At 40.5% G+C, this 19,776-nt stretch carries 21 protein-coding genes; 13 read left to right on the top strand and 8 right to left on the bottom strand.

Annotation, left to right across the window (positions count from 1 at the left end; translation table 11 throughout):
• The first annotated feature begins 37 nt into the window (after nucleotides 1-37).
• From MKX41_RS12365 to MKX41_RS12345, 5 genes are all read left to right on the top strand, one after another.
• Entirely contained in the window at nucleotides 38-817 is a 780-nt protein-coding gene (locus tag MKX41_RS12365; RefSeq protein ID WP_340970760.1) for a sporulation protein, read from the top strand.
• 198 nt (nucleotides 818-1,015) lie between these two features.
• Nucleotides 1,016-1,729 carry an ABC transporter ATP-binding protein gene (locus MKX41_RS12360; protein WP_042189353.1) on the top strand — a complete coding sequence of 238 codons (714 nt, stop codon included), beginning with the start codon at nucleotides 1,016-1,018 and terminating at the stop codon, nucleotides 1,727-1,729.
• Nucleotides 1,722-3,323: a hypothetical protein gene (locus MKX41_RS12355; RefSeq protein ID WP_340970757.1), complete on the top strand. Its 1,602-nt coding sequence runs from the start codon at nucleotides 1,722-1,724 to the stop codon at nucleotides 3,321-3,323. Before MKX41_RS12360 ends, MKX41_RS12355 begins: the two co-directional genes overlap by 8 nt.
• Nucleotides 3,324-3,457: 134 nt before the next feature.
• A complete protein-coding gene (locus tag MKX41_RS12350; RefSeq protein WP_340970755.1) occupies nucleotides 3,458-5,065 on the top strand; it encodes an S-layer homology domain-containing protein in 1,608 nt (535 codons plus the stop codon).
• 245 nt (nucleotides 5,066-5,310) lie between these two features.
• On the top strand, nucleotides 5,311-6,603 hold the full coding sequence (locus MKX41_RS12345) for a galactokinase (protein ID WP_340970753.1): 1,293 nt from the start codon (nucleotides 5,311-5,313) through the stop codon (nucleotides 6,601-6,603).
• A 93-nt stretch (nucleotides 6,604-6,696) separates the two neighbouring features.
• Here MKX41_RS12345 and MKX41_RS12340 read toward each other — a convergent pair whose 3' ends face one another.
• The 4 genes from MKX41_RS12340 to MKX41_RS12325 form a co-directional block, all read right to left on the bottom strand.
• On the bottom strand, nucleotides 6,697-7,215 hold the full coding sequence (locus MKX41_RS12340; RefSeq protein ID WP_339265505.1) for a GNAT family N-acetyltransferase: 519 nt from the start codon (nucleotides 7,213-7,215) through the stop codon (nucleotides 6,697-6,699).
• Nucleotides 7,216-7,240: 25 nt separating this feature from the next.
• Nucleotides 7,241-7,693, bottom strand: a complete 453-nt coding sequence (locus tag MKX41_RS12335) for a MarR family winged helix-turn-helix transcriptional regulator (protein WP_339242038.1) — start codon at nucleotides 7,691-7,693, stop codon at nucleotides 7,241-7,243.
• A 342-nt stretch (nucleotides 7,694-8,035) separates the two neighbouring features.
• Nucleotides 8,036-8,752, bottom strand: coding sequence for a glycosyltransferase (locus MKX41_RS12330; RefSeq protein ID WP_340970750.1), 717 nt, complete (start codon nucleotides 8,750-8,752; stop codon nucleotides 8,036-8,038).
• A complete protein-coding gene (locus MKX41_RS12325; protein WP_339265501.1) occupies nucleotides 8,749-9,456 on the bottom strand; it encodes a glycosyltransferase in 708 nt (235 codons plus the stop codon). Before MKX41_RS12325 ends, MKX41_RS12330 begins: the two co-directional genes overlap by 4 nt.
• Before the next feature lie 340 nt (nucleotides 9,457-9,796).
• Here MKX41_RS12325 and MKX41_RS12320 point away from each other — a divergent pair, with 340 nt between their 5' ends.
• The 7 genes from MKX41_RS12320 (at nucleotide 9,797) to MKX41_RS12290 (ending at nucleotide 14,591) form a co-directional block, all read left to right on the top strand.
• Nucleotides 9,797-10,369: a hypothetical protein gene (locus tag MKX41_RS12320; protein WP_340970746.1), complete on the top strand. Its 573-nt coding sequence runs from the start codon at nucleotides 9,797-9,799 to the stop codon at nucleotides 10,367-10,369.
• A 68-nt stretch (nucleotides 10,370-10,437) separates the two neighbouring features.
• Complete coding sequence (locus MKX41_RS12315; protein WP_340970743.1) at nucleotides 10,438-11,055, top strand: hypothetical protein; 618 nt, start codon at nucleotides 10,438-10,440, stop codon at nucleotides 11,053-11,055.
• Nucleotides 11,056-11,067: 12 nt separating this feature from the next.
• The gene (locus tag MKX41_RS12310; protein WP_340970740.1) at nucleotides 11,068-12,078 is read left to right on the top strand and encodes a hypothetical protein; all 1,011 of its coding nucleotides are present in this window, start codon (nucleotides 11,068-11,070) and stop codon (nucleotides 12,076-12,078) included.
• 35 nt (nucleotides 12,079-12,113) lie between these two features.
• Complete coding sequence (locus tag MKX41_RS12305; protein WP_340970738.1) at nucleotides 12,114-12,863, top strand: hypothetical protein; 750 nt, start codon at nucleotides 12,114-12,116, stop codon at nucleotides 12,861-12,863.
• 37 nt (nucleotides 12,864-12,900) lie between these two features.
• Nucleotides 12,901-13,467, top strand: coding sequence for a hypothetical protein (locus MKX41_RS12300; RefSeq protein WP_076300596.1), 567 nt, complete (start codon nucleotides 12,901-12,903; stop codon nucleotides 13,465-13,467).
• A 62-nt stretch (nucleotides 13,468-13,529) separates the two neighbouring features.
• Complete coding sequence (locus tag MKX41_RS12295) at nucleotides 13,530-13,988, top strand: SMI1/KNR4 family protein (RefSeq protein WP_340970737.1); 459 nt, start codon at nucleotides 13,530-13,532, stop codon at nucleotides 13,986-13,988.
• A 21-nt stretch (nucleotides 13,989-14,009) separates the two neighbouring features.
• Nucleotides 14,010-14,591: a DUF4303 domain-containing protein gene (locus MKX41_RS12290; protein ID WP_340970736.1), complete on the top strand. Its 582-nt coding sequence runs from the start codon at nucleotides 14,010-14,012 to the stop codon at nucleotides 14,589-14,591.
• Nucleotides 14,592-14,689: 98 nt separating this feature from the next.
• Here MKX41_RS12290 and MKX41_RS12285 read toward each other — a convergent pair whose 3' ends face one another.
• Nucleotides 14,690-15,265: a hypothetical protein gene (locus tag MKX41_RS12285; protein WP_076286227.1), complete on the bottom strand. Its 576-nt coding sequence runs from the start codon at nucleotides 15,263-15,265 to the stop codon at nucleotides 14,690-14,692.
• 508 nt (nucleotides 15,266-15,773) lie between these two features.
• Here MKX41_RS12285 and MKX41_RS12280 point away from each other — a divergent pair.
• Nucleotides 15,774-16,280, top strand: coding sequence for a DL-endopeptidase inhibitor IseA family protein (locus MKX41_RS12280; protein WP_340970733.1), 507 nt, complete (start codon nucleotides 15,774-15,776; stop codon nucleotides 16,278-16,280).
• Nucleotides 16,281-16,551: 271 nt separating this feature from the next.
• Here the strand turns inward: MKX41_RS12280 and MKX41_RS12275 are convergent, their stop codons facing one another.
• From MKX41_RS12275 to MKX41_RS12265, 3 genes are all read right to left on the bottom strand, one after another.
• On the bottom strand, nucleotides 16,552-17,382 hold the full coding sequence (locus MKX41_RS12275) for a carbohydrate ABC transporter permease (protein WP_149646055.1): 831 nt from the start codon (nucleotides 17,380-17,382) through the stop codon (nucleotides 16,552-16,554).
• Between the two features lies 1 nt (nucleotide 17,383).
• Complete coding sequence (locus MKX41_RS12270) at nucleotides 17,384-18,271, bottom strand: carbohydrate ABC transporter permease (RefSeq protein WP_340970730.1); 888 nt, start codon at nucleotides 18,269-18,271, stop codon at nucleotides 17,384-17,386.
• A gap of 68 nt (nucleotides 18,272-18,339) precedes the next feature.
• Complete coding sequence (locus MKX41_RS12265; protein ID WP_340970728.1) at nucleotides 18,340-19,659, bottom strand: ABC transporter substrate-binding protein; 1,320 nt, start codon at nucleotides 19,657-19,659, stop codon at nucleotides 18,340-18,342.
• Nucleotides 19,660-19,776 lie beyond the last annotated feature (117 nt).

Genomic DNA, 19,776 nt, shown 5'->3' with positions numbered 1-19,776 from the left:
CTTAAATATGCAAATATTAGGGAGGGAATTCATTACAATGTCAATGTTTAAACGAATGCTCGCGAGTGCCGGAATTGGAGCGGCTAAAGTAGATCTCATGCTCCATCAAGATTTCGTGAACGCAGGTGATACGATCAGTGGTACCGTTCGAATTCAAGGTGGCCGAGTGGATCAGGAGGTCGATGACGTCTACGCATTCGTTAAGACGCGTTACTTGAAAGAGCTGAACGATAAGAAGATGGAAGTGGAAGCGACGGTATCCAAATTCCTGTTAGCAAGTAAATTTAAAGTAGTGGCGGAGCAGGTCTATGAATTTCCTGTCTCATTCCAGCTTCCGGCGATAACGCCAGTGACGTTAGGTAGATCGCCGGTTTGGATTCAAACCGGACTTGATATTAAAGAGGCAATTGATCCGAAGGATCAGGATTATCTTCAAGTAGGCCCTCATCCATATTGTGCTATTATTTTGGATGCGATGAATCAGCTCGGGTTCCATATTCGTGAAGTGACTTGTGAATATGCACCGCGTTACGGTAGGATCAATGGGTTAGATTTTGTTCAAGAATTTGAATTCGTTCCCCCCTCACAGTTCCGGAATCAACTAGACGAATTAGAAATCGTTTTCTTTCCAAATGAGGATGGCATTGAGTTGCTCCTACAGATTGATCGTAAGGCGCGTGGTTTAGCTGGTTTGTTCGCCGATGCGCTTGATACAGATGAGAGCTTTGTGAAAATACGCTTTGATCACAATCAACTTGCTTACGGAGTTGACTATGTAGCTGATCAACTGCTCGCAACGATCCATAAATACGTATAAACAGGATTATAAAAGAGAGGGGAGAACCCCTCTCTTTTTTCGTTTTTATAAAGAAAAATTTATTTATATGAAGGAATGAACTAAATGGACAGGATAAACGTACTATAGTAAAACTATCCTAACAACTTATGAAACGGTAGGCATTGATTGCATGATGAAAGTTACTAATACGAATACGAACGGAGAGGGAGTGCCAAGATGTTGACAATAAAGCATTTTACCAAGAGCTATAAGGGCGGTAAGAAGGCAGTGAATGACTTGAACTTAGTGGTCGAGAAAGGTGATATTTATGGCTTTATCGGTCATAACGGCGCGGGGAAAACAACGACGATTCGGGCAGTAGTAGGTGTTCTTGATTTTGAAGAGGGGGATATCGAAATAGGTGGACATTCCATCAAAAAAGATCCTTTAGCCTGCAAAGCGATCACTGCGTATATTCCAGATAATCCAGATCTATATGATCATCTGACCGGCATTCAATACTTGAATTTTATTGGTGATCTTTTTAGTGTATCGAAAGCTGATCGGGAGTTGTTGATTAAGAAATATGGCGATGAATTTGAGATTACATCTCATTTGGGGGATTTAATCTCCTCGTATTCTCATGGTATGAAGCAGAAGCTCGCGATCATCTCAGCACTGATACATAAACCGAAGCTGTTAGTTCTGGATGAGCCCTTTGTGGGACTTGATCCAAAAGCGGCACACACGCTTAAAAAAATCATGACGGAGATTTGCAGTCAGGGAAGTGCGATCTTTTTTTCAACGCATGTACTGGATGTAGCGGAGAAGCTCTGTAATAAGATTGCCATTATCAAAGCGGGAGAATTGATTACGCATGGGAAAACAGAAGAGGTGAAGGGTGACAGCAGCCTTGAAGATGTATTTTTGGAGTTGATTAAGCATGATTAATATCTGGAGATTGACGAAGATTCAGCTGATCTCTTCCTTTGGGTTAAATAAAGCTTTGCACACACGTGATGTGAAAGAAAGACAAAAAATGCTGTGGCTGACCATCGGGATCCTAATTGGAATTGTTATGATGGCTGTGGTTTCATTTGGTTATAGCTATATGATAGCAGAGACCCTTGAACAGATTGGTCGGCCAGAGCTGCTCCTTGCGATAATGATGGCAGTTACTTGCTTAATCGGATTTTTTACAACGATCTATAAGGCTAGTGGTGTATTATTTGGCTCCAAAGACTACGATCTCGTAATGTCGCTGCCAATCAAAACGAGTCATATTGTAGCAAGTCGGGTGGCTCAGCTTTATGTGTTAAACCTATTCTTCTCTTTGATGGTGATGGTACCTGCAGGCATTGTTTATGCTATAAAGGTGAATCCCGGCGTACTATATTATTTGTATTTTTTGATGACACTGTTGTTTATTCCATTAGTGCCGATCATAGCTGCAACGATTATAGGTGCTCTGATCAGCTGGGTTTCCTCAAGATTTAAAGGAAGTCGTATAATAACGCTCATCCTAACTTTTGTTGTAATTATTGCTATAATTGTTGGTTCAGGTCAAATAAATGGTAACAATCCACAATTACTTGCGGATATGAGCGCTCAAATTGCTGATCAAATATACAACTTGTATCCTTTGACGCTTATGTATGTAAATGCGGTTTGCTCGTTTCAGTTTGATTCCTTAGTATTGTTTATTGGGTTTTCGCTGATTTCTTTTATGCTGTTTACCATCGTGCTTGGTAGCAAATATAAAGCGATCCACACAGGTCTTACGACTTCTTTTTCAAAAAATAAATATCAAATGAAATCACTTGCAGTATCCTCACCGCTTTATACATTGTATAAAAAAGAGCTGCGTCGCTATTTTAGTTCTTCTATCTATGTACTTAACACGAGTATAGGCATGGTAATGTTACTTGTATTGGCGATCGCCTTACTGTTCGTTAGTGCAGAGCAACTAGGACAACTCGTTGAGATACCAGAGCTTTCAAATTATCTGAATCGAATGGCTCCACTGTTTGTTTCCGTTTTTGTAACTTTAAGCTGTACGACATCCAGTTCTATTTCGCTCGAAGGTAATAATATTTGGATTTTAAAAAGCGCACCTGTGCCGACAATAACGATATTGCTAAGTAAAATTGCAGTGAATCTTACGATTACTGTGCCGATTGCGGCTGTAAGTAGTGTGCTCCTTATGATATCCCTAGGTACGGGATGGGTGGAAAGCTTGCTATTATTGGTTATTCCGGTCCTTTATGCTTGTCTTACTGCAATGACTGGTGTACTCGTTAATTTGAAGTTACCTAAACTGGAGTGGACAAATGAAGTATCGGTAGTCAAACAAAGCGCATCCGTCTTAGTGGCGATGTTGATAGGGTTTATAAGTTTACTGATTCCTTTTGGTATGAGTCTGCTGCTATCTGATCTGAATGGCAATCTCGTATTGTTAGGGATTGGATTACTAATAATAGTGGTTTGTGGTGCGATGTATCGATATATTCAATCCAAAGGGGAGCTTTTATTTCGGGCTCTTTAAATCATAGGGGGATCCTAAAAGTCGTAACGGCTAGTGGGATGCCCTATTTTTTTGCGCTCTACCAATATTTTAGCAGTGTTTATAGCTTCTATCCTTGGTATAATTCGAAGATTATATCCGAGGAGGATCATCTCGTGAACAATAGATTTGGTAGATTTGTAATTACGATACTTGTAGTAGTGCTTGTAGCTGGAGTATTTATTCAACATATATCGGCTGATGATGAGGCGCCTTTTAAGGATATAGATACTAGTTATGCTAAAAATGAAATTATAGATTTGTATCACCGCAACATATTAACCGGCACAACGGCGACAAGCTTCTCACCTACTAAATCGATTACTAGAGCGGAATTCATTACGGTTCTTGACCGTCTGCTAAAGCTTGATCCGGCAGTCAGTCCAGTATCTCCTTATACAGATGTAGCTAAAAAAGCTTGGTATTACGGCTGGATACAGGCAGCTGTTCAGCTTGAGCTGGCTAACGGCACATCGGCAACTACTTTCACGCCAGCAAAAGCAGTTACCAGGCAGGAAGCGGCTGTATGGATGGCCAAAGCTTTAAAGCAAACAAACCATACTCATGCTCTAACTTCGTTCAATGATCGAAATGAAATTGCTAGCTGGGCAAGATCAGCTGTTGCTACTGTAAATGATCTAGGTTTGATGAAGGGGGATAATCGCAAGAATTTCCGCCCCTCTGATCCTATAACTAGACAGGAAACGGCCGTCCTCATTGACCGAGTGCTGCAAAATGAGAGTTGGGCAGCAGAACTCGATGATGAGCCGGAGGATCGAATCGTTATAGGCTGGCAATATGGGCAGACGACAGCACAATATGAGAATACGGTTCTGAAATCCAACGTTAACACCTTATCACCACGGTGGTATTATGTAGGAAAAACAGGTGCAGTAACGGATTCAACGGATGCTTCGCTGATCACATGGGCAAAGAAGAATAATAAGAAAATATGGGCGATGGTAGGCAATCGATCGGATCAAGAAGTGACCCATCAAATGTTGTCGAGTGTAACCTCAAGGAATACGGCAGTAAATCAATTAGTAGCTTTAGTGAGCAAATATAGATTAGATGGACTAAACATTGATTTTGAAAATGTAGCGCCTGACGATCGTGAGTATTTGACCTCGTTCATTACATTATTAGCTGAGAAAATGCATGCTCTTAACGCGAAGCTATCAATAGACGTCTCTCCTGATCTTGGAACAGATTGGACAGATGCTTTTGACTACGCTGCACTAGGTAAGCAAGTGAACTATATGGTGATGATGGGTTATGACGAACATTATGACGGGAGTAAGCTTCCAGGGTCCAATGCTTCTATTCCTTTTGATCAACATGCAGTGGATACTGTACTAAAGGACGTACCCAGCCATAAGGTTATATTGGCACTGCCTTTATATAATCGGGACTGGACATTGAATCAGAATGGTACGGTTTCATCTTCAAAGTATATCTCGCTTCCGGAGCAAAATCAGATTATTAGTAGCTATGGAATGAAACCTGTATGGAATGAGACTTTAGGACAATATGTTGCCAACTATTCGAAGCAGTCCATAAAGCACACGATCTGGATTGAGGATGGCCGTTCTTTAATAGCGAAATACGATTTAAGCGTTAAGAACAATCTAGCCGGAATCGCTTATTGGTATATAGGTGGGGAAAGCGCAGATATATGGTCTAGCGTAAGTAATGCAGAGAAATTTTACGATTATACCTTTTAAAAAGAAAGACTGGATGCATATAGCTATCTTGCTATGGCATTCAGTCTTTTTATTTAGTTATCACAGCGCAACGACCGCGCGTTACGGTGAAAGCTCTTGGCACGCAACATATACACTAAATATATATATTTGAGGAATTATAAGTCATAATCATCCATATAAAAGTTACATTTTTCACTAGTATGAAATAATTAATAAATGCTATATTCTTCTTGAGCAATTATACATATGGAGGAATTCAAAGGATGCCATCAATTACAGAAACAATTCAACTGATCGAATCAAAAGAATTTCAAAGAACATTAGAAAGTCTGTATGGTGATGTTCCATCTATCATTAACGATCAAAAGCAAAGATATAAGACCTTGGTTCAGGAATATGTAAAAAAATTTGCAGAGGGCGAAGTGTTTCTCTTTAGCTCACCAGGGCGCAGTGAAATTAGTGGCAATCATACAGATCATAATCTAGGTAAAGTAATTGCTGCCAGTATAAACATGGATTGTATTGGAGCGGCTGCGAAAAATGATCAAAATATTATTCGTATAAAAAGCATTACCTATAACGAAGACTTCAATATTGATTTGAATTCGAGTGGGAATAGCCTTAACCTTTCAGGAACATATACCTTAGTTAAAGGGATTTTGGACGGTTTTGAACGTTACGGTTATAAATTAGGCGGTTTTGATGTTTGTATCACAAGTGATGTCATAAGTGCAGCAGGTGTAAGCTCATCAGCTTCTTTTGAGATGTTGATATGTTCTATTATTAATTTCTTCTACAACAATAACGAGATGGATGTCGTTACCTGTGCCAAGATAGGCCAATATGCAGAGAATTCAGAGTGGAACAAACAATCGGGTTTGCTCGACCAAATTGCTTGTGGATATGGGGGACTAATTTCGATTGATTTTAAAAACATCGAGGCTCCGCTGATCACTACATTAAATTTTTCATCCATTGACAAAGCTTATGAGTTATTTATTGTCCCCACAGGTGCAAACCATGCAGATTTAAGTGAAGAATACTCCTCAATTCCAACAGAAATGAAGGCTGTTGCCCGAGAACTTGGGAAAAATGTGCTTCGTGATTTAGAAAAGCAAGATATATTGGACAACCTGGACAAACTTAGAGAGAGTGTTGGAGATAGAGCTGTATTGAGAGCACTGCATTTCTATGAGGAAAACATTCGAGTTGATCAACAAGTAGAAGCTTTGACAGACGATAATGCAAACAGCTTCATAAGACTCGTAAATGAATCTGGAAACTCATCCTGGAAATGGCTGCAAAATTGCTATTCTAACTCTACTCCTACTGAACAGGGTGTGACACTATATTTGGCATTAACTGAGCTGTTTATCAAGGAGAAGGGGGCAGGAGCCTGCAGGGTACATGGAGGCGGTTTTGCAGGAGTTATAATGGCTTTATTGCCAAAAGAATATACGGATTCCTATAAAGCATATATGCACTCATTTGGTGTTGAGCAGATTTATCCTGTCCGCATTCGTAAGCATGGTGCTATTAATTTAAATCTATTATAGGCGTTTATCAGTCGGCACCTAGTTAGCGTATATCTATATACTTGGTGCCGATTTTTTTTCTGATGATGTTCTAGTTTACGAAATATGAGAATATTAACTGAGTGTTTTAGTCATTATAAAATCTATTTGTTCTTCATCACCCATATAAAAAGAGTGAGTCCCTGTTTGAACGAAATTCATTTTTTCATAGAATTTAATTGCATTCTCATTTTTTTCCCAAACGCCTAACCAAATCTTCTCTTTATTCTGATCTTTTGCTATGTCTAAAGCCTTATTCATCAGGTATTTACCTAGTCCCCGTTTATGAAATTTCCCCCTGATATAAATCCTCTCGATTTCAAGCGAATCATTACCCATTTTTTCTGATTGGGCATCATTAAAGTTTAGCTTTAAATACCCAGCAACTTCCTTATTCAAAAAAATAAAATAGAATTCCGAACAATTATTTAATAATTCTTTTCCTAATTGTTTCAAATTAAAAGCACGATCTAAGTAAGCTTTCATAATTGCAGGTGAGTTTTGATTCTGAAATGTATCGTTAAATGTTTCAACACTGATTTCTTGGAGCAACCCTAAATCTTCAAACGTACACTTTTTTATATTTATGGTCATTTTTATTTGTCCTCCGTTTACTAAGTCAATAATCTCTTTTGTTTCCTTTTTTGACTAACTCCCAGTCTTTTTCTACATTTTTTCTGACTCTCTGCAGCAAAGTAAACATAGTTTCTACTTCACTCTCAGAGAATCCAGATAATGCGACCTTATTGGAATAATCGTTTTCCCTTTTTATGTATGGGTACAAAGTAACCCCTTTCTCCGTTGGAAATAGTTTTTTTATTTTTTTATTTTGATTGTCTTCTTTCTTTTCAATAAATCCATTAATTTCTAATTTCTTAATTGCACGTGAAGCTGTTGTTCGATCTACTTTTATCATCTCAGCTAACTTTTCTTGAATTATTCCTGGGTTTTCACATATTCGAACAAGGTACAAATATTGCCCTTTTGTAAGGTCATGTTCTGCAAATTCTATATTGCTTATTGAATCTAATGCCCTAGCTATCATTCCAATTTCACGTAGGATTTCCTTCATAAATAACTCCTTAGCGCGTGTTTTGTTGTAAATGCAATAAATAATATATATTAATTTATCTCATAATTGTTGCATTTGCAATAAAAAATAAATAAATAAAATAGCGAGGTGAGTAAAGTGAAGCGTGACTTCTATGTATTAGAAATTAATAAAACTAACTCTTGGTATTTTACGATTTGAAGCCCTTATAAAAAGACTGGATAGCAAGATGGTTATGTTGCCATCCAGTCTTTTTATTGGGTTATTACCGCACAAATGGTAGTCTCTCGTTATTGAACAGTGTCCGGTAACATCAGCAAATAACTCGATCTGGCCAAAGTCTGCATTTCGTATTTCATTAATTCAGTTTCGAGTGACGTATTTTTTGAAGTTTTTTACTTTAATAACTTTAACACTTTTTGATAAAAGCTTCTTGTCGCTGACGATCCAGGTGTGATCTTTGGAGTTTTTTCTACGAATTGCAGCGAAGTTATACTTATTACCTGCGTAAATCTTAAAGCCACGAGCTGCGCAATCAGCACAAAATTTAACGCATTCACCTCTGTTCCGATTTGGAAAAGAAATCTGATCGAACACCTTGCGTTTAATGAGTAGGGTCGCACCTTGAACATTGGTTACATATTTATTCTCCATTCGGAGGTAACGAAGCAAAAGTAACTTCTTATCATTCAAATACATATAGTGAGCCCGTTTTCCAACGATATCTGCTTTAGTCTTATGGAGTATTTGCATGCTATCAGTTAAATAGTTGGAAGCGTAATAATCGTCATCATCAAATTTTGCAATATAACTATAATTCGCTAATTGCACACCAAAATTCAAACAATAACCGAGAGAATGATGTTCCGGTACTTTAAAAACCCACACATTCTTATGTTTTTTTGCAGCAGCTGTATAGTCATCTATCTTCAAACTATCATTATTTATGATTACGATAAGTTCTTTAAGATTAAAATTTTGTCGTCGATAGTTATCAAACAGTGTATTTATACAGTCAGCTCGTTTCGTACAGGTCAGAATAGATACAGCAGATATAGTGGAATCTGTAGCCCGTTTCATAATTTGATCTTTGGACTGCGTCCAACAAATGCTTTGTAATTTTTAATATTACGGATGATCTTATGGTTTGCTATTAATGTGCTATCACTGATGATCCATGTGTGCTTTAAAGAGTTTTTTCTACGGATGGCTACGAAGTTATTCTTACTCGCAGAATAAACCTTATAACCTTTCTTTCTGCTTCTGCTGCAAAAAAGATCATCTTCACCCACGTTTTTATTAGGGAATTTCACATGATCGAATACTTTACGTTTGAAGACGAGTGTAGCGCCTGGGAGATGGGTAACTGTTCGATGTTCGTCATGCGCGAAACGAAGGATTAAAGTCTTTGAACCACTTAAATACATATAATGAGCCCGCTTTCCAAGAATATCAGCATTTGTTCTATTTAATGTCTGAATACTTTCTGTCAAATAATGAGGGGCATAATAATCGTCGTCATCGAATTTGGCGATGGTATGATATTTGCATTTTGTGACGGCATAGTTTAAGCATGAACCCAGAGTTTGATGTTCTGGCTTACGAAATATCTTTATGTTTTTGTATTTTTTAGCTAAGTGTTGGTAGGGGGAAAGTGGAATTGCATTGTTATTGATAATAATGATGAGTTCTTTTTGGGCATATCGTTGTCTGTTGAAATTTTGGAGTAGGTTGTTTAAATAATTTTGACGATTTGTACAGGTAATAATAGAAACACCTTTCATCTAACCAACCCCTCAGATGCTTTTTTTGGAAAAAGTCTCATAATACGATATGTCCAAGTTAGAATAGAGTAACGGCATATTAACCTCAGGGATGCAAAAATGGATTTTTATAAAGAACACAAGATCACAGTCATGACTGTGTTATCGAGATCTAGCTCAGCTTGAAGCAACAATACAGTATCTCTCCCTAGTAAAGGCCATTTCCAAAATTCAGGTGAAAAGTAGGAAGACTCAGGACAAATGATCACTATAATGGAAATAAGAGACATACTTAGATACAATCTATAGGATATAAATAAGAATCAGTCTGAATAAGAAAGCGATTAGAGGAGGCCATCTCGTGGGAAGATCATTCGCAAATTTGCATATCAAGTCGAACAACCTTGATAAGACTGTCGAAGCATTAAGAGAGCTAAGCGAAGGGCATGCCACAGTATTAGGCAAGCCAAATACTGTGGCTCAAAAGTTCAATGTTGTCATGTACGTAAGCAAAAGCAACGAGTACTGGATCAGCGTGCTCCATGATTATTTTGTATGGGGTACGGTGAAGGAGATCGGCAAAACGCTGTCTCGGCTTATCGAGGAGCCAGTGATGACCGCCGGATATATAAATGAGGAAATATTCGAGTTGTCTTTGTTCGAGAATGGAGATATTGAGGCCGAAAGAATCTTTTGTGAACAGTGGACGAGGGATGAATATGAACAACTTAAAGAAGAGCGTCTTAACGATGACTATTTGCAGAAAGCGTTGGATATCCGCAATGAGGATTTTGACGACTTCATTAGCATTACGAGTCCGGCACAAGCCGTAGATAAGCTGTCAGAACTCGTAAGAATGTCATTATGGAGCGATTGGGAGTGGATCCCGCACGAAGAAACTCTCAAAGAACGATTTGCGAAATATGAATTTTGAAAATACATGAGCAAATGGCTAAGGTCATCTGAGATGACACTTTAGAACATGGCGGTGAGAGAAAAGAAATGGATAGATTAAAGAACAGCGGATTTTATAAACTTAGATTCTTCATAAGGCCGGAAGAGTTTGAAAGCGTTTTGAAGCTTTTTGAACATAAGCAAGCGCAATTTTATCTAACCAATTATGCCCAGACAGAGCATGACCAGAATCAGGTGTATGAGGCGTATCAGTCATTTTATCATTATTTTACGGCAGAGGAAAAAAGGAATGATGGTCACCCATTCTTTGTTTATTCCATTTCTGTTGCGTCTGATAATGAAGGCTCCGGATTTTTTGCGAGAAATGAAGGTGTCCATTTTCCCTATTACGGACAATGGGCAGAGGATGAATTGCCGTGTATCTTGCTTTCATTTCCTAAAGGCTTTCAAATGGATTTGGAAGATGAAAACGGGAAGTATTATATCTATGAGGATATCAGGGATCATAAGCCGTTAACATATAAGTTTTTCGATGAAATAAAAGACTCTATTAATAAAATGACAAAGCCGCTTCGCTTCTCGACGCATGACGCAGATGCTATGAAGGAGCAAAAGCCTTCTGTGCGTATAAGCCATGGTGCGATTCAAGATTTGAGCAAATCGTGGATTTTCAATAAATATGGACTTGTGATGGGTGGCAAATAGGAGGATTCAGCAATGCGGAAAATATGGAAAAAAAGGATTCTGATCAATAATCCTGCCCTGCTGGACCGGGATCTGATCGAGCGGGATTTGCAAGACGGTAACCAAGTGATTATTCAATTTTCTCACCCGGATTTTTATGGCTCCATATTGGAAGAAGTGGATGAGCTTTGCGCGCGCTGGAATGAGGATTTCGGAGTACGTTTCTACGCCCACTATTCGCTGTCTTTTGATTGTCATACTCTCTTGCGGATTCCTCATGTGAAAATGCTGCACCTCGATAGTCTCACCCAGGCACATAACACTGAAGCATTGGCGAAGCTGGATCACCTGCGCAGTTTGAGCATAGGCATATACGAGCTGGAGAATTCGGAAATTCTGGGGATTGATACGTTGCACTCTCTAAATAAATTAAACATTATCTCGGATAAAAAGACTCTCAACCTGCAATATTTTAGAGAGTTCTCTGATCTGGAGGAATTGCATGTAGGGGGTAAGGTTAAAAACCTTGATGCTATAGGTTATCTGGAGAACTTGAATTATCTCGCGCTGCATTCGATCAGCAAACTGCCGTTACATTGTATTAACCGGCTGAGGAAGCTGGAGCACCTTCGCATTTTGCTTGGAGGCCGGGAGCACATTCATGAAATTGAAGAGAATACAATCGAGAACCTGGAGATTACTAGAGTCCGCGGCTTCCATGACCTGACCAATATTACAGCCTTTCAAGCGCTGAAGAGACTTGTTATTGAGGATCAAATCCAACTGAAGGAAATCAGCTTTAACCAGGATATGAAGGCACTGGAGGAACTTTCTATTAGGAATTGTAAAGGCTTAACCCGTTTGACGGGAATGGAGCAACTACCTTTGCTGCACACGCTTCGTATTCTCAAGACGGCAATCGATTTTGATTCCTTTATCCATCAGAAACTTCCGAATTCTTTATCTTCAGTGGAGTTTTCAACTTTCAAAAGTAAAGCAGACCGGGAAATACAACAAACTTTAGCAAAATTGGGTTTTCAATAAAAGGTAGGATCGTTCAGTTAACAGGAGGAGTATTTATGTACATAGTATCTCAGCCAAAACCGCTATCTGACGGCCAAAACCAAGCACTTGCGAAGGAAGACGTTACTGTTTATCCACAGGGCTACATCCGGTTTTTGCGGCGATTCGGTGAAGGGACTTACAGAGGGTGGTTGAATGTTCAGCTTCCCGATGCGGAGGTGCTTAAACCTTTTGCCGAGTACGGATTATGGGAGCATGACGAAAACAGCCCCATTAGTGAGCAACAGATCGGCGAGTGTATCGTTATAGGTACAACGGTGGACGGTGATTTTCTGGCAGTACATCCCCAGACAGCTAGGCTGCTCTGGCTACCTCGGCATGCGGAGCACGTAAAGGCGATTTCCCTGCAGGCACGGGAGCAGGAAGACGAAGGGATGTACGCCTTGGTGCTGGATGAAATATATCGTCAGGTGTATGGCATCAGCCAAGGGGAGAGCATCTACTATGAACCGTGGACGGGCACTCGGAGCCATCTCTTTTTGCGTTTGCCACAAGGACAGGATCAGCTTACGCTGCCTGAACTGGCCGACTTATGCCAAAACGAATTTCCGCCGGATTTGTCCATTGAGAATGCCTATGCTTGTTTCCTGTTCTACCGGCAGCTGGGCGGCTATGTACGATTGAATTATGCCTACCAGCAAGAGGTGGCTGTCTTCTATGAACAGGATGCGGGGCAGGCGTTTGAAGTTATGGAGCAGTGGCTCTTGTCGAAAGGCTGCGAAGCGATCTCAGAAAATAACAGATGATCCGGATACTCCTTAAGTGTGGGAGAGGGAGGTATGTATGAAACTAGTTTTTACTTTGGATACACATGGAACGTGTGTGGGTCAATTGAGAGATGAGCTGCTGCCCTTAGAGGAATTAGCAAATACATGGAAGTTTCCCTATGATATCTTTTTTGTATTGCGTGTTTTACCTGAAAGTTATGGTCGAACAACATCCAGACGTTTTGATAGCAGGGATCATACCCTCGAATTAGATATCAGCATAAGTTATGAACAGTACCAACGGATGTCCAAGCATGAGCAACGTGAGGTATTAGGCAGTCACCTTTGTAACTATTTGTCAGAGTCAGTCGCTAAATATAATAAGCATGCAGATAAGGAAACTCAAAATCAACTACTGGATCTCGTGAAAAAATGGATGCTTGAAAACAATTGGCTAAATGGAAAGCTAAATCAAGCACGGAAACTACTTTCGCAAGACATGGGTCTTTATGAAGTCAGCCAAAAATTGCAGATGCCATTAGAAGAGATTGAGTATATCCTTCTCCGTATGAATGACTATGAGCCAACTGACGTTCATCCTGATAACATTGTAGCAGGAAAAGCGCCGCCATATCATTTGTAGAAGATTGGATAGATATCCAAAACTTACAATAAACCCATGTATAAGGAGAGGGGATCGAACTTATGTATGAGCGTTTGGCAGAAAAACTGAAAACGACCTCCGCTTTAAAATGGTTTCCTGGCCATGGTGCGGAAGAAAGCTGGATAGCAGAAGCTGAAGAGGAATTAGGATTCTGCCTGCCGCCATCTTATCGCTGGTGGCTGGTTCATTACGGTAATGCCCGGTTGGGAGACGGCAATATTCTAGCGATCGCAGCTCCGGAACATAGAGAGTATTACGACGGCGACCTTCTTTACATACATAGACTGAATAAAGCCGAGAAATGGTGGGTAGGTCGGTTTCCCCACAGACTGGACTTGTTCGTGCCGGATAGCGACGAGCTTTATTTTTTTGATACGTCTACTAGAGATAAACAGGGGGAATTTCCGATCATGTGTTATGATCTCATGAATGATTTGATCGACAAGTATGCTTCAACGTTTGCGGAATTTCTAGAACGGCTGATTGACGAGCGTTCTTAAATAACCTGAGCTGATCGACTAATGGAAAGGAGGACCATTATCATGAAGCCGATGCAAGAAATAGAGACGCTGGCGATAGAAATCGCCGCTGCTGCCAGAAAGTCATTTCGTGCTCTTTTTGAAAATGGCGAACATTATTATTACTGTACGCTACATACTACTGGCGAGGGACATGCGCCTAGCATCTCTGCCTGGTCGTGGGAAGCTTTGGAGATGGAATCGACCAGACAAGGAGACGAAAGTGACACACCGGGATCGACGATTGCTGAACTCATCAAATGGTCCTATGCCGATTCACCCTATTGTTGTTTCGGGGATGAGAACTTCGATCACGTTAAACAACGATTCATCGAGCGTCCTTTCATTGCGGATCTTGAGAATGACGAATGGAATCGCGAGTTTGATTTGAGGCTGAAGGCCATGGAGCTGGCAATGAAAATGCTTGATGATGAAGGCATGTTTGCCATGAATCAGCTGCGAGAGTCAGTATGTGTCCTTGTCGAAGTCATGCCGCCGGATGAGATCAATACCGAAATCGCCCTACGTTTGAATCGGGCGGAATCACCGGTTATGCAAGCATGGTTGACGGAAGCGGCGGAGTAGAAACGTTAGTCTCCCGTACTTAGGAATCTTGCCACTTTAGTCGCGAGTAGTTCAATCAGTTGCTGCCACCAGTGAAAGCCGGCAGTCTTCACAACTAACTAGCCCACTCCTAGTAAGGTGTAATTAGTATATATTTTGCGACTGATCGGAAATCTAAAGCTGATTCTGAAGCCTGAATCTTGTGCTCTGATAGTTAGTAAAAAACGGGAGCGTATTAATCCGCGAATTAAATTGTTCAGTCTTGTCGTATTACCTGAATTAATTGCGGCAGTGACACGTGTTGCAAATGGAATATCAGTCGCCAACCTGAGGTATAAGGGAAGAATAGCTTGTACTACTACGAGATGTTCTCCCACTTTATACTTACTTTGAGCGGGGTCAAGAAAAAAACCGTTGACGTATAGTCGATCCCGCATAGGTGTACGAAAGCCGAAACTGTACCCTGATCCCAATTCTGCAATTGGGGCATGGCTTACCTTTTGAAACAGTCTTTCCATCTGCACAAAATCAATCGTATTCACCGCTTGTACCCATGCAGCTGAGTATGCTGGATTGCGCACGATTTCGCGATAGAAGGGCAGCACATTTCGTATCGTTCGTCTTAAAATTGCAGGTGTTATAAATTCGTTTTGCTGTTTGCGAACGGGGAGTTGACGTTTTCTTTTCTTATTCAATATGCTTCCCTCCTTGAAAATTCACTTATCTGCAACATATGCTTTACCGGAAAGGTACGTTTGGACATTTCATCGAAAAAGCACTCCAGGCTTTCGGGATTTAGATTTACTGCTAGAACGATAAGAAAATTACTTAGCAAGAAATGACGCGGCTGCCGGTAGGAACGGTTTAGTCGCGTTTTGTTTGTGTGCTGCAGCTTGCATGGAAATGATCGATATTCTCTCCCGAAATGTAGGTATACAAGGATGAAATCTGTTTTATTTTTCAATGCTCGGATATCCGCTATCATCTTCATTTGCTCCTTGACAACGAAGATTGTAATGCGTGAAGTGCGAGCAGTAATCGTTCCTTGCTACAAGTTGCTGTCTCAAAAATAAGGTTTTTACTTATGAGCCGGCAAACATCATGAAATGAAAAATCATGAAATACGAGGATCCATTCTTGCCGTGCCTTCCATAAGGTAACATACATAGAATGCAATGGAAGAGCGATAAGGAGGGGGACGGCATGGTTTCGAGAAAACGACTTATGGCATTTATTCAGAATGCGGAAAAGGCATGGGAGAAAGTAGTCTTTTCGTATGATCTAAACAGTCCACCGATTCGAATCGATGATTTTGATTACTACAGACTTCCCTTGCGATTCTCGACCCGAATCAAAATTTTTCGGTATTATCGCCAATTTTGGAACAATGTGTACGCAAATCGCATGATCTGCTCCGCAGGTTTTAAAAACATTCGAGGACGTCTTTACTCTCCTGATGCAGATACGGGGGGATTGCCTAGCAGAGTGTTGGGTTTAAAAATTATAAAACAGACAAGCACAAATATAATAGTTGATGCTATTCTAGGTATTCCAGGCGACTCAATCGCTGATGGGGAAACTATTCGTTATTTCATCTTGCGCAACCCATCCACCCAAGTACTTACGATCAATTTACGCATAAGCCGATATGCCGATTACCGTTACGATCCATGCAAAAAAAAGAGTAGGATACTAAGAAGGAAAAAATGAAATAGCGCCTGTTATATAGGGAGATAAATTATTCATTGAAAAAACTGATTGCAGAAAGAAGAGCTAGAGCTTTTATATTGAGATGGATAGTAGCCAAATCGGTAAAATGAATTATTGAACTAACAGAAAACGTTACTTCAATAAAACAGCGACAGCCTAGGACTTTTTTCTCGTCCTGTGCTATCGCTGTTTTAATTTCTAGGTTCAGTGTAATATTTTACTTTCTGCTGACAACTGTATGATTCAGTGTGAACCCCTTGTCATTAACTCCCTATCCCTTTAGCGAGCCGGACGTGATGCCGTTAATGATATATTTTTGCATGAAAATGTAGAACAGAATGAGTGGTGCGACCGCTAGGAGCATCATCGGGAAGAAATTCGTCCAGTCGGTCGAGAATTGCCCAATATTGCGGAACACTTCTAAGAGTAATACACCCTTTGAACGGGATTGCAAGAACAAGAGCGGTGTCATGAAATCATTCCAGACTCCCAGCGTATTCACGATCGCTACAGTGGCAATCACCGGCATAAGCAGCGGGAACACAATCTGCAAGAAAGTTCTCCACACCCCACAGCCGTCTACTTTTGCTGCTTCTTCCAGTTCAAATGGAACGGTAGAACCGATAAAGCTTTTAATTAAAAAGATAGAGAGCGGGAGGCTGTAACAAATTTCTATAAGAATAACACCCGTGTGGGAATTCATAAGTCCAAGCTGGGATACTTGTTTATAAAGTGCCAAGATCCCCATTTGGTACGGTACCATCATCCCAACCATGAATAAAAGGAACACGAGGCGATTGAAGCGGTTCGTATGTCGTACCAAGCTGTAAGCAGCCATCGCAGAAAACATAACAATACCCGCGACGGAGGAAATCGTAATGAGAAGGTTATTTCCTAACACATGGAAGTAGTTCATTGCTTTAAAGGCGCGAACGTAGTTGTCGAATGTGATATTAATTGGAAGGCCCATCGGACTAGAGACTGCATCAGCTGGGGTTTTAAAAGTCGTGATAATCAAATAGTAAATAGGGATCAAAAAAATCGCGGCTATGACGATCAAGAGAATTTCAGTAACGGCAGACCCTTTAGTATATCGATTCATATTACCGCCGCTCCCACATTTTGATTAGTGTAAAGTGAAGAAAGGTGATGAAGCCAACGAGGATCACGAAGACGATTCCGAATGCGGCTCCGTAGCTATAGAAACCTTCACTGAGCCCTTTTTTGATCATGAGTGATACGATCGTTTCAGTAGAATACCCCGGGCCACCTCCAGTCAAGGCATAAACAATATCAAATACCTTCATCCCGTTTATCATCCCCATAACCGTATTGAAGGTGATCGCTGGAAGCAGTAGAGGAAGCGTGATATAACGGAACAATTGCCACCCGTTCGCTCTGTCGATCTTCGCCGCTTCATAATAATCTGTTGAGATGCTCTGTAAGTTGGCCAAATAAATAACCATTGTGTAACCTACCCACTGCCATACGGAGGCGATGATGACTGAGTAGAGCGCAAGACGCGGATCTCCGAGAAAATTGATGCGTTCGAAGCCAAGAGCAACTACAAGTTGATTAATCAAGCCGAAGTCGGAAGGTGAGTACATAAAATTCCAGAGAAAACCGATAACCAATACGCTGAACACCGCAGGAAGGAAGAACGCAGCCCGCAGCAGATTTTTTGTTTTTAATTTTTTATTGAGAAATACCGCTAATGGAATGGCTAGCAAATTCTGTCCGAGCATCGCGAGTACTGCATAGATTAAAGTGTTGCTAATCCCTGTTAAATAGAGGGAATCTTTAAATAGAGAGATATAATTGTTTAGTCCAACATACTTGACAACAACGGGATGCACGTCTGACCAGTTCGTAAAGCTGTATACAGCGGTCTTTAACGTCGGATATATGAAAAAGGTACAATAAATAAGTAAGGCAGGAAGCAGAAGCAGAACATAATTGATTTCTCGTTTGAAAATGTTTGGTTTGTTCATACGCAACAACCTTTAGCTTATAGGATGTACAAGGAGCAAATCGCTTTGCCCCTTGTAATTTATACGACCTATTTAGATTTCTCCAGCAGTTCAACTGCTTTTTTGTCTACCGCTTCTAGCACTTGTCGAGGCGTTTTAGTACCTGCTATGATTTCTTGAATACCTTTTCCTAGATCTGAGAAAGCAGGACCAGCAACGCCCCAATTATTAACAGGGTACATGACATTGCCCGCCTTGAAAGCTTCTTGAGCACCGTTGTACTCTGCTGGCATTTCAAAAGTAACCCCTTTCAAAAAAGAGGAACCTCCTTTATTATCGACCCAGTAAGCATTCTGACCTTCTGGTGTAGATAACAGGTCAAGCACCTTGTACGCTGCATCCTTGACTTTGGACTTCGCATTCAAACCAAACGATACCCCTGGACCACCGACCATCCAACCCGGGCCACCTTTTGTACCCAGGTTCGGGAACATATCAATCTTCATGTCAGGCGCCTTTTGCTTAAAGGTTTCCATATACCAAGGTCCTGCTTGGAACATAGCTGCCTTGCCACTTGTAAACTCGTCAATCGCTTGTTCTTCTTCAAGCCCAAGCATATCTTTGGTGAAGACACCACGTTTCAAGTATTCGGTCCATGTCGTCAAAGCAGGCTCCAGGGCATCGACCATTTTTGAGTTTCCTTTACCAAAATCATCGTTCCATTTTTTTCCTTCGGTTGTGCCGATAAATTCATTAAGTGCTAAACCAAGGAACGACTGGCCTGCTACGTTAGGATTTTTTAGACCGATTGCTTGCGGTTTAATTCCATTTTTCTTAAGTACTTCAGCTACTTGGAAATACTCATCAAGCGTTGTTGGTACTTTTAGGTCATATTTGGCAAATAGATCAACATTATAGTAAACCCCGTTAAACCAACTAGCTTGCGGCAATCCGTACAGTTTATTATCAAATGTCGCGGTGGACGTGCCGGTTTCATAATACTTACTAGCATAACGTTCTGTTAAATCTTCGAAATATCCTGTCTTGACGGTATTTGCGTCGATTACTCCACCGATAATGTCAGGACCTTCGCCTGCTGCAAGCTGGGTCTTGATGACATCTACGTAAGTCTTGTTATCGATGAACTGATACTCCACTTCTATATCGGGAAGTTTATCTTTGAATAATTGCAGAAGTGCCTTTACACTGTCTTCTTTGTTCCAATAGGATAATCTAACCTTCATTTTTTTTACCGGTTCGGGAGCCTTTGATTCTTTCGGCGCCGCCGTATCATTTGGTGTTGCACTTTCCTTTGTGCTGCTGTTGTTCGTACTGTTGGAACTGCAGCCTGTTATGAGGATTGACAAGGCGAGTAAAGCAGTAGTGGGAATTAACCACGTTCTCTTCATACAAAGACCTCCCAAATTTAAAATTTGTTTTGCGGTATAGATTTCATTGTAATGTAAATACCATTTCCATCGAAATAACAGATTTTTGCGAAATCTAACAGAATCCATCTGACAATA

Source organism: Paenibacillus sp. FSL R5-0475, assembly GCF_038004585.1.
Lineage (GTDB): Bacteria > Bacillota > Bacilli > Paenibacillales > Paenibacillaceae > Paenibacillus_AQ.
This window is presented reverse-complemented; position numbering and strand designations above follow the sequence as displayed.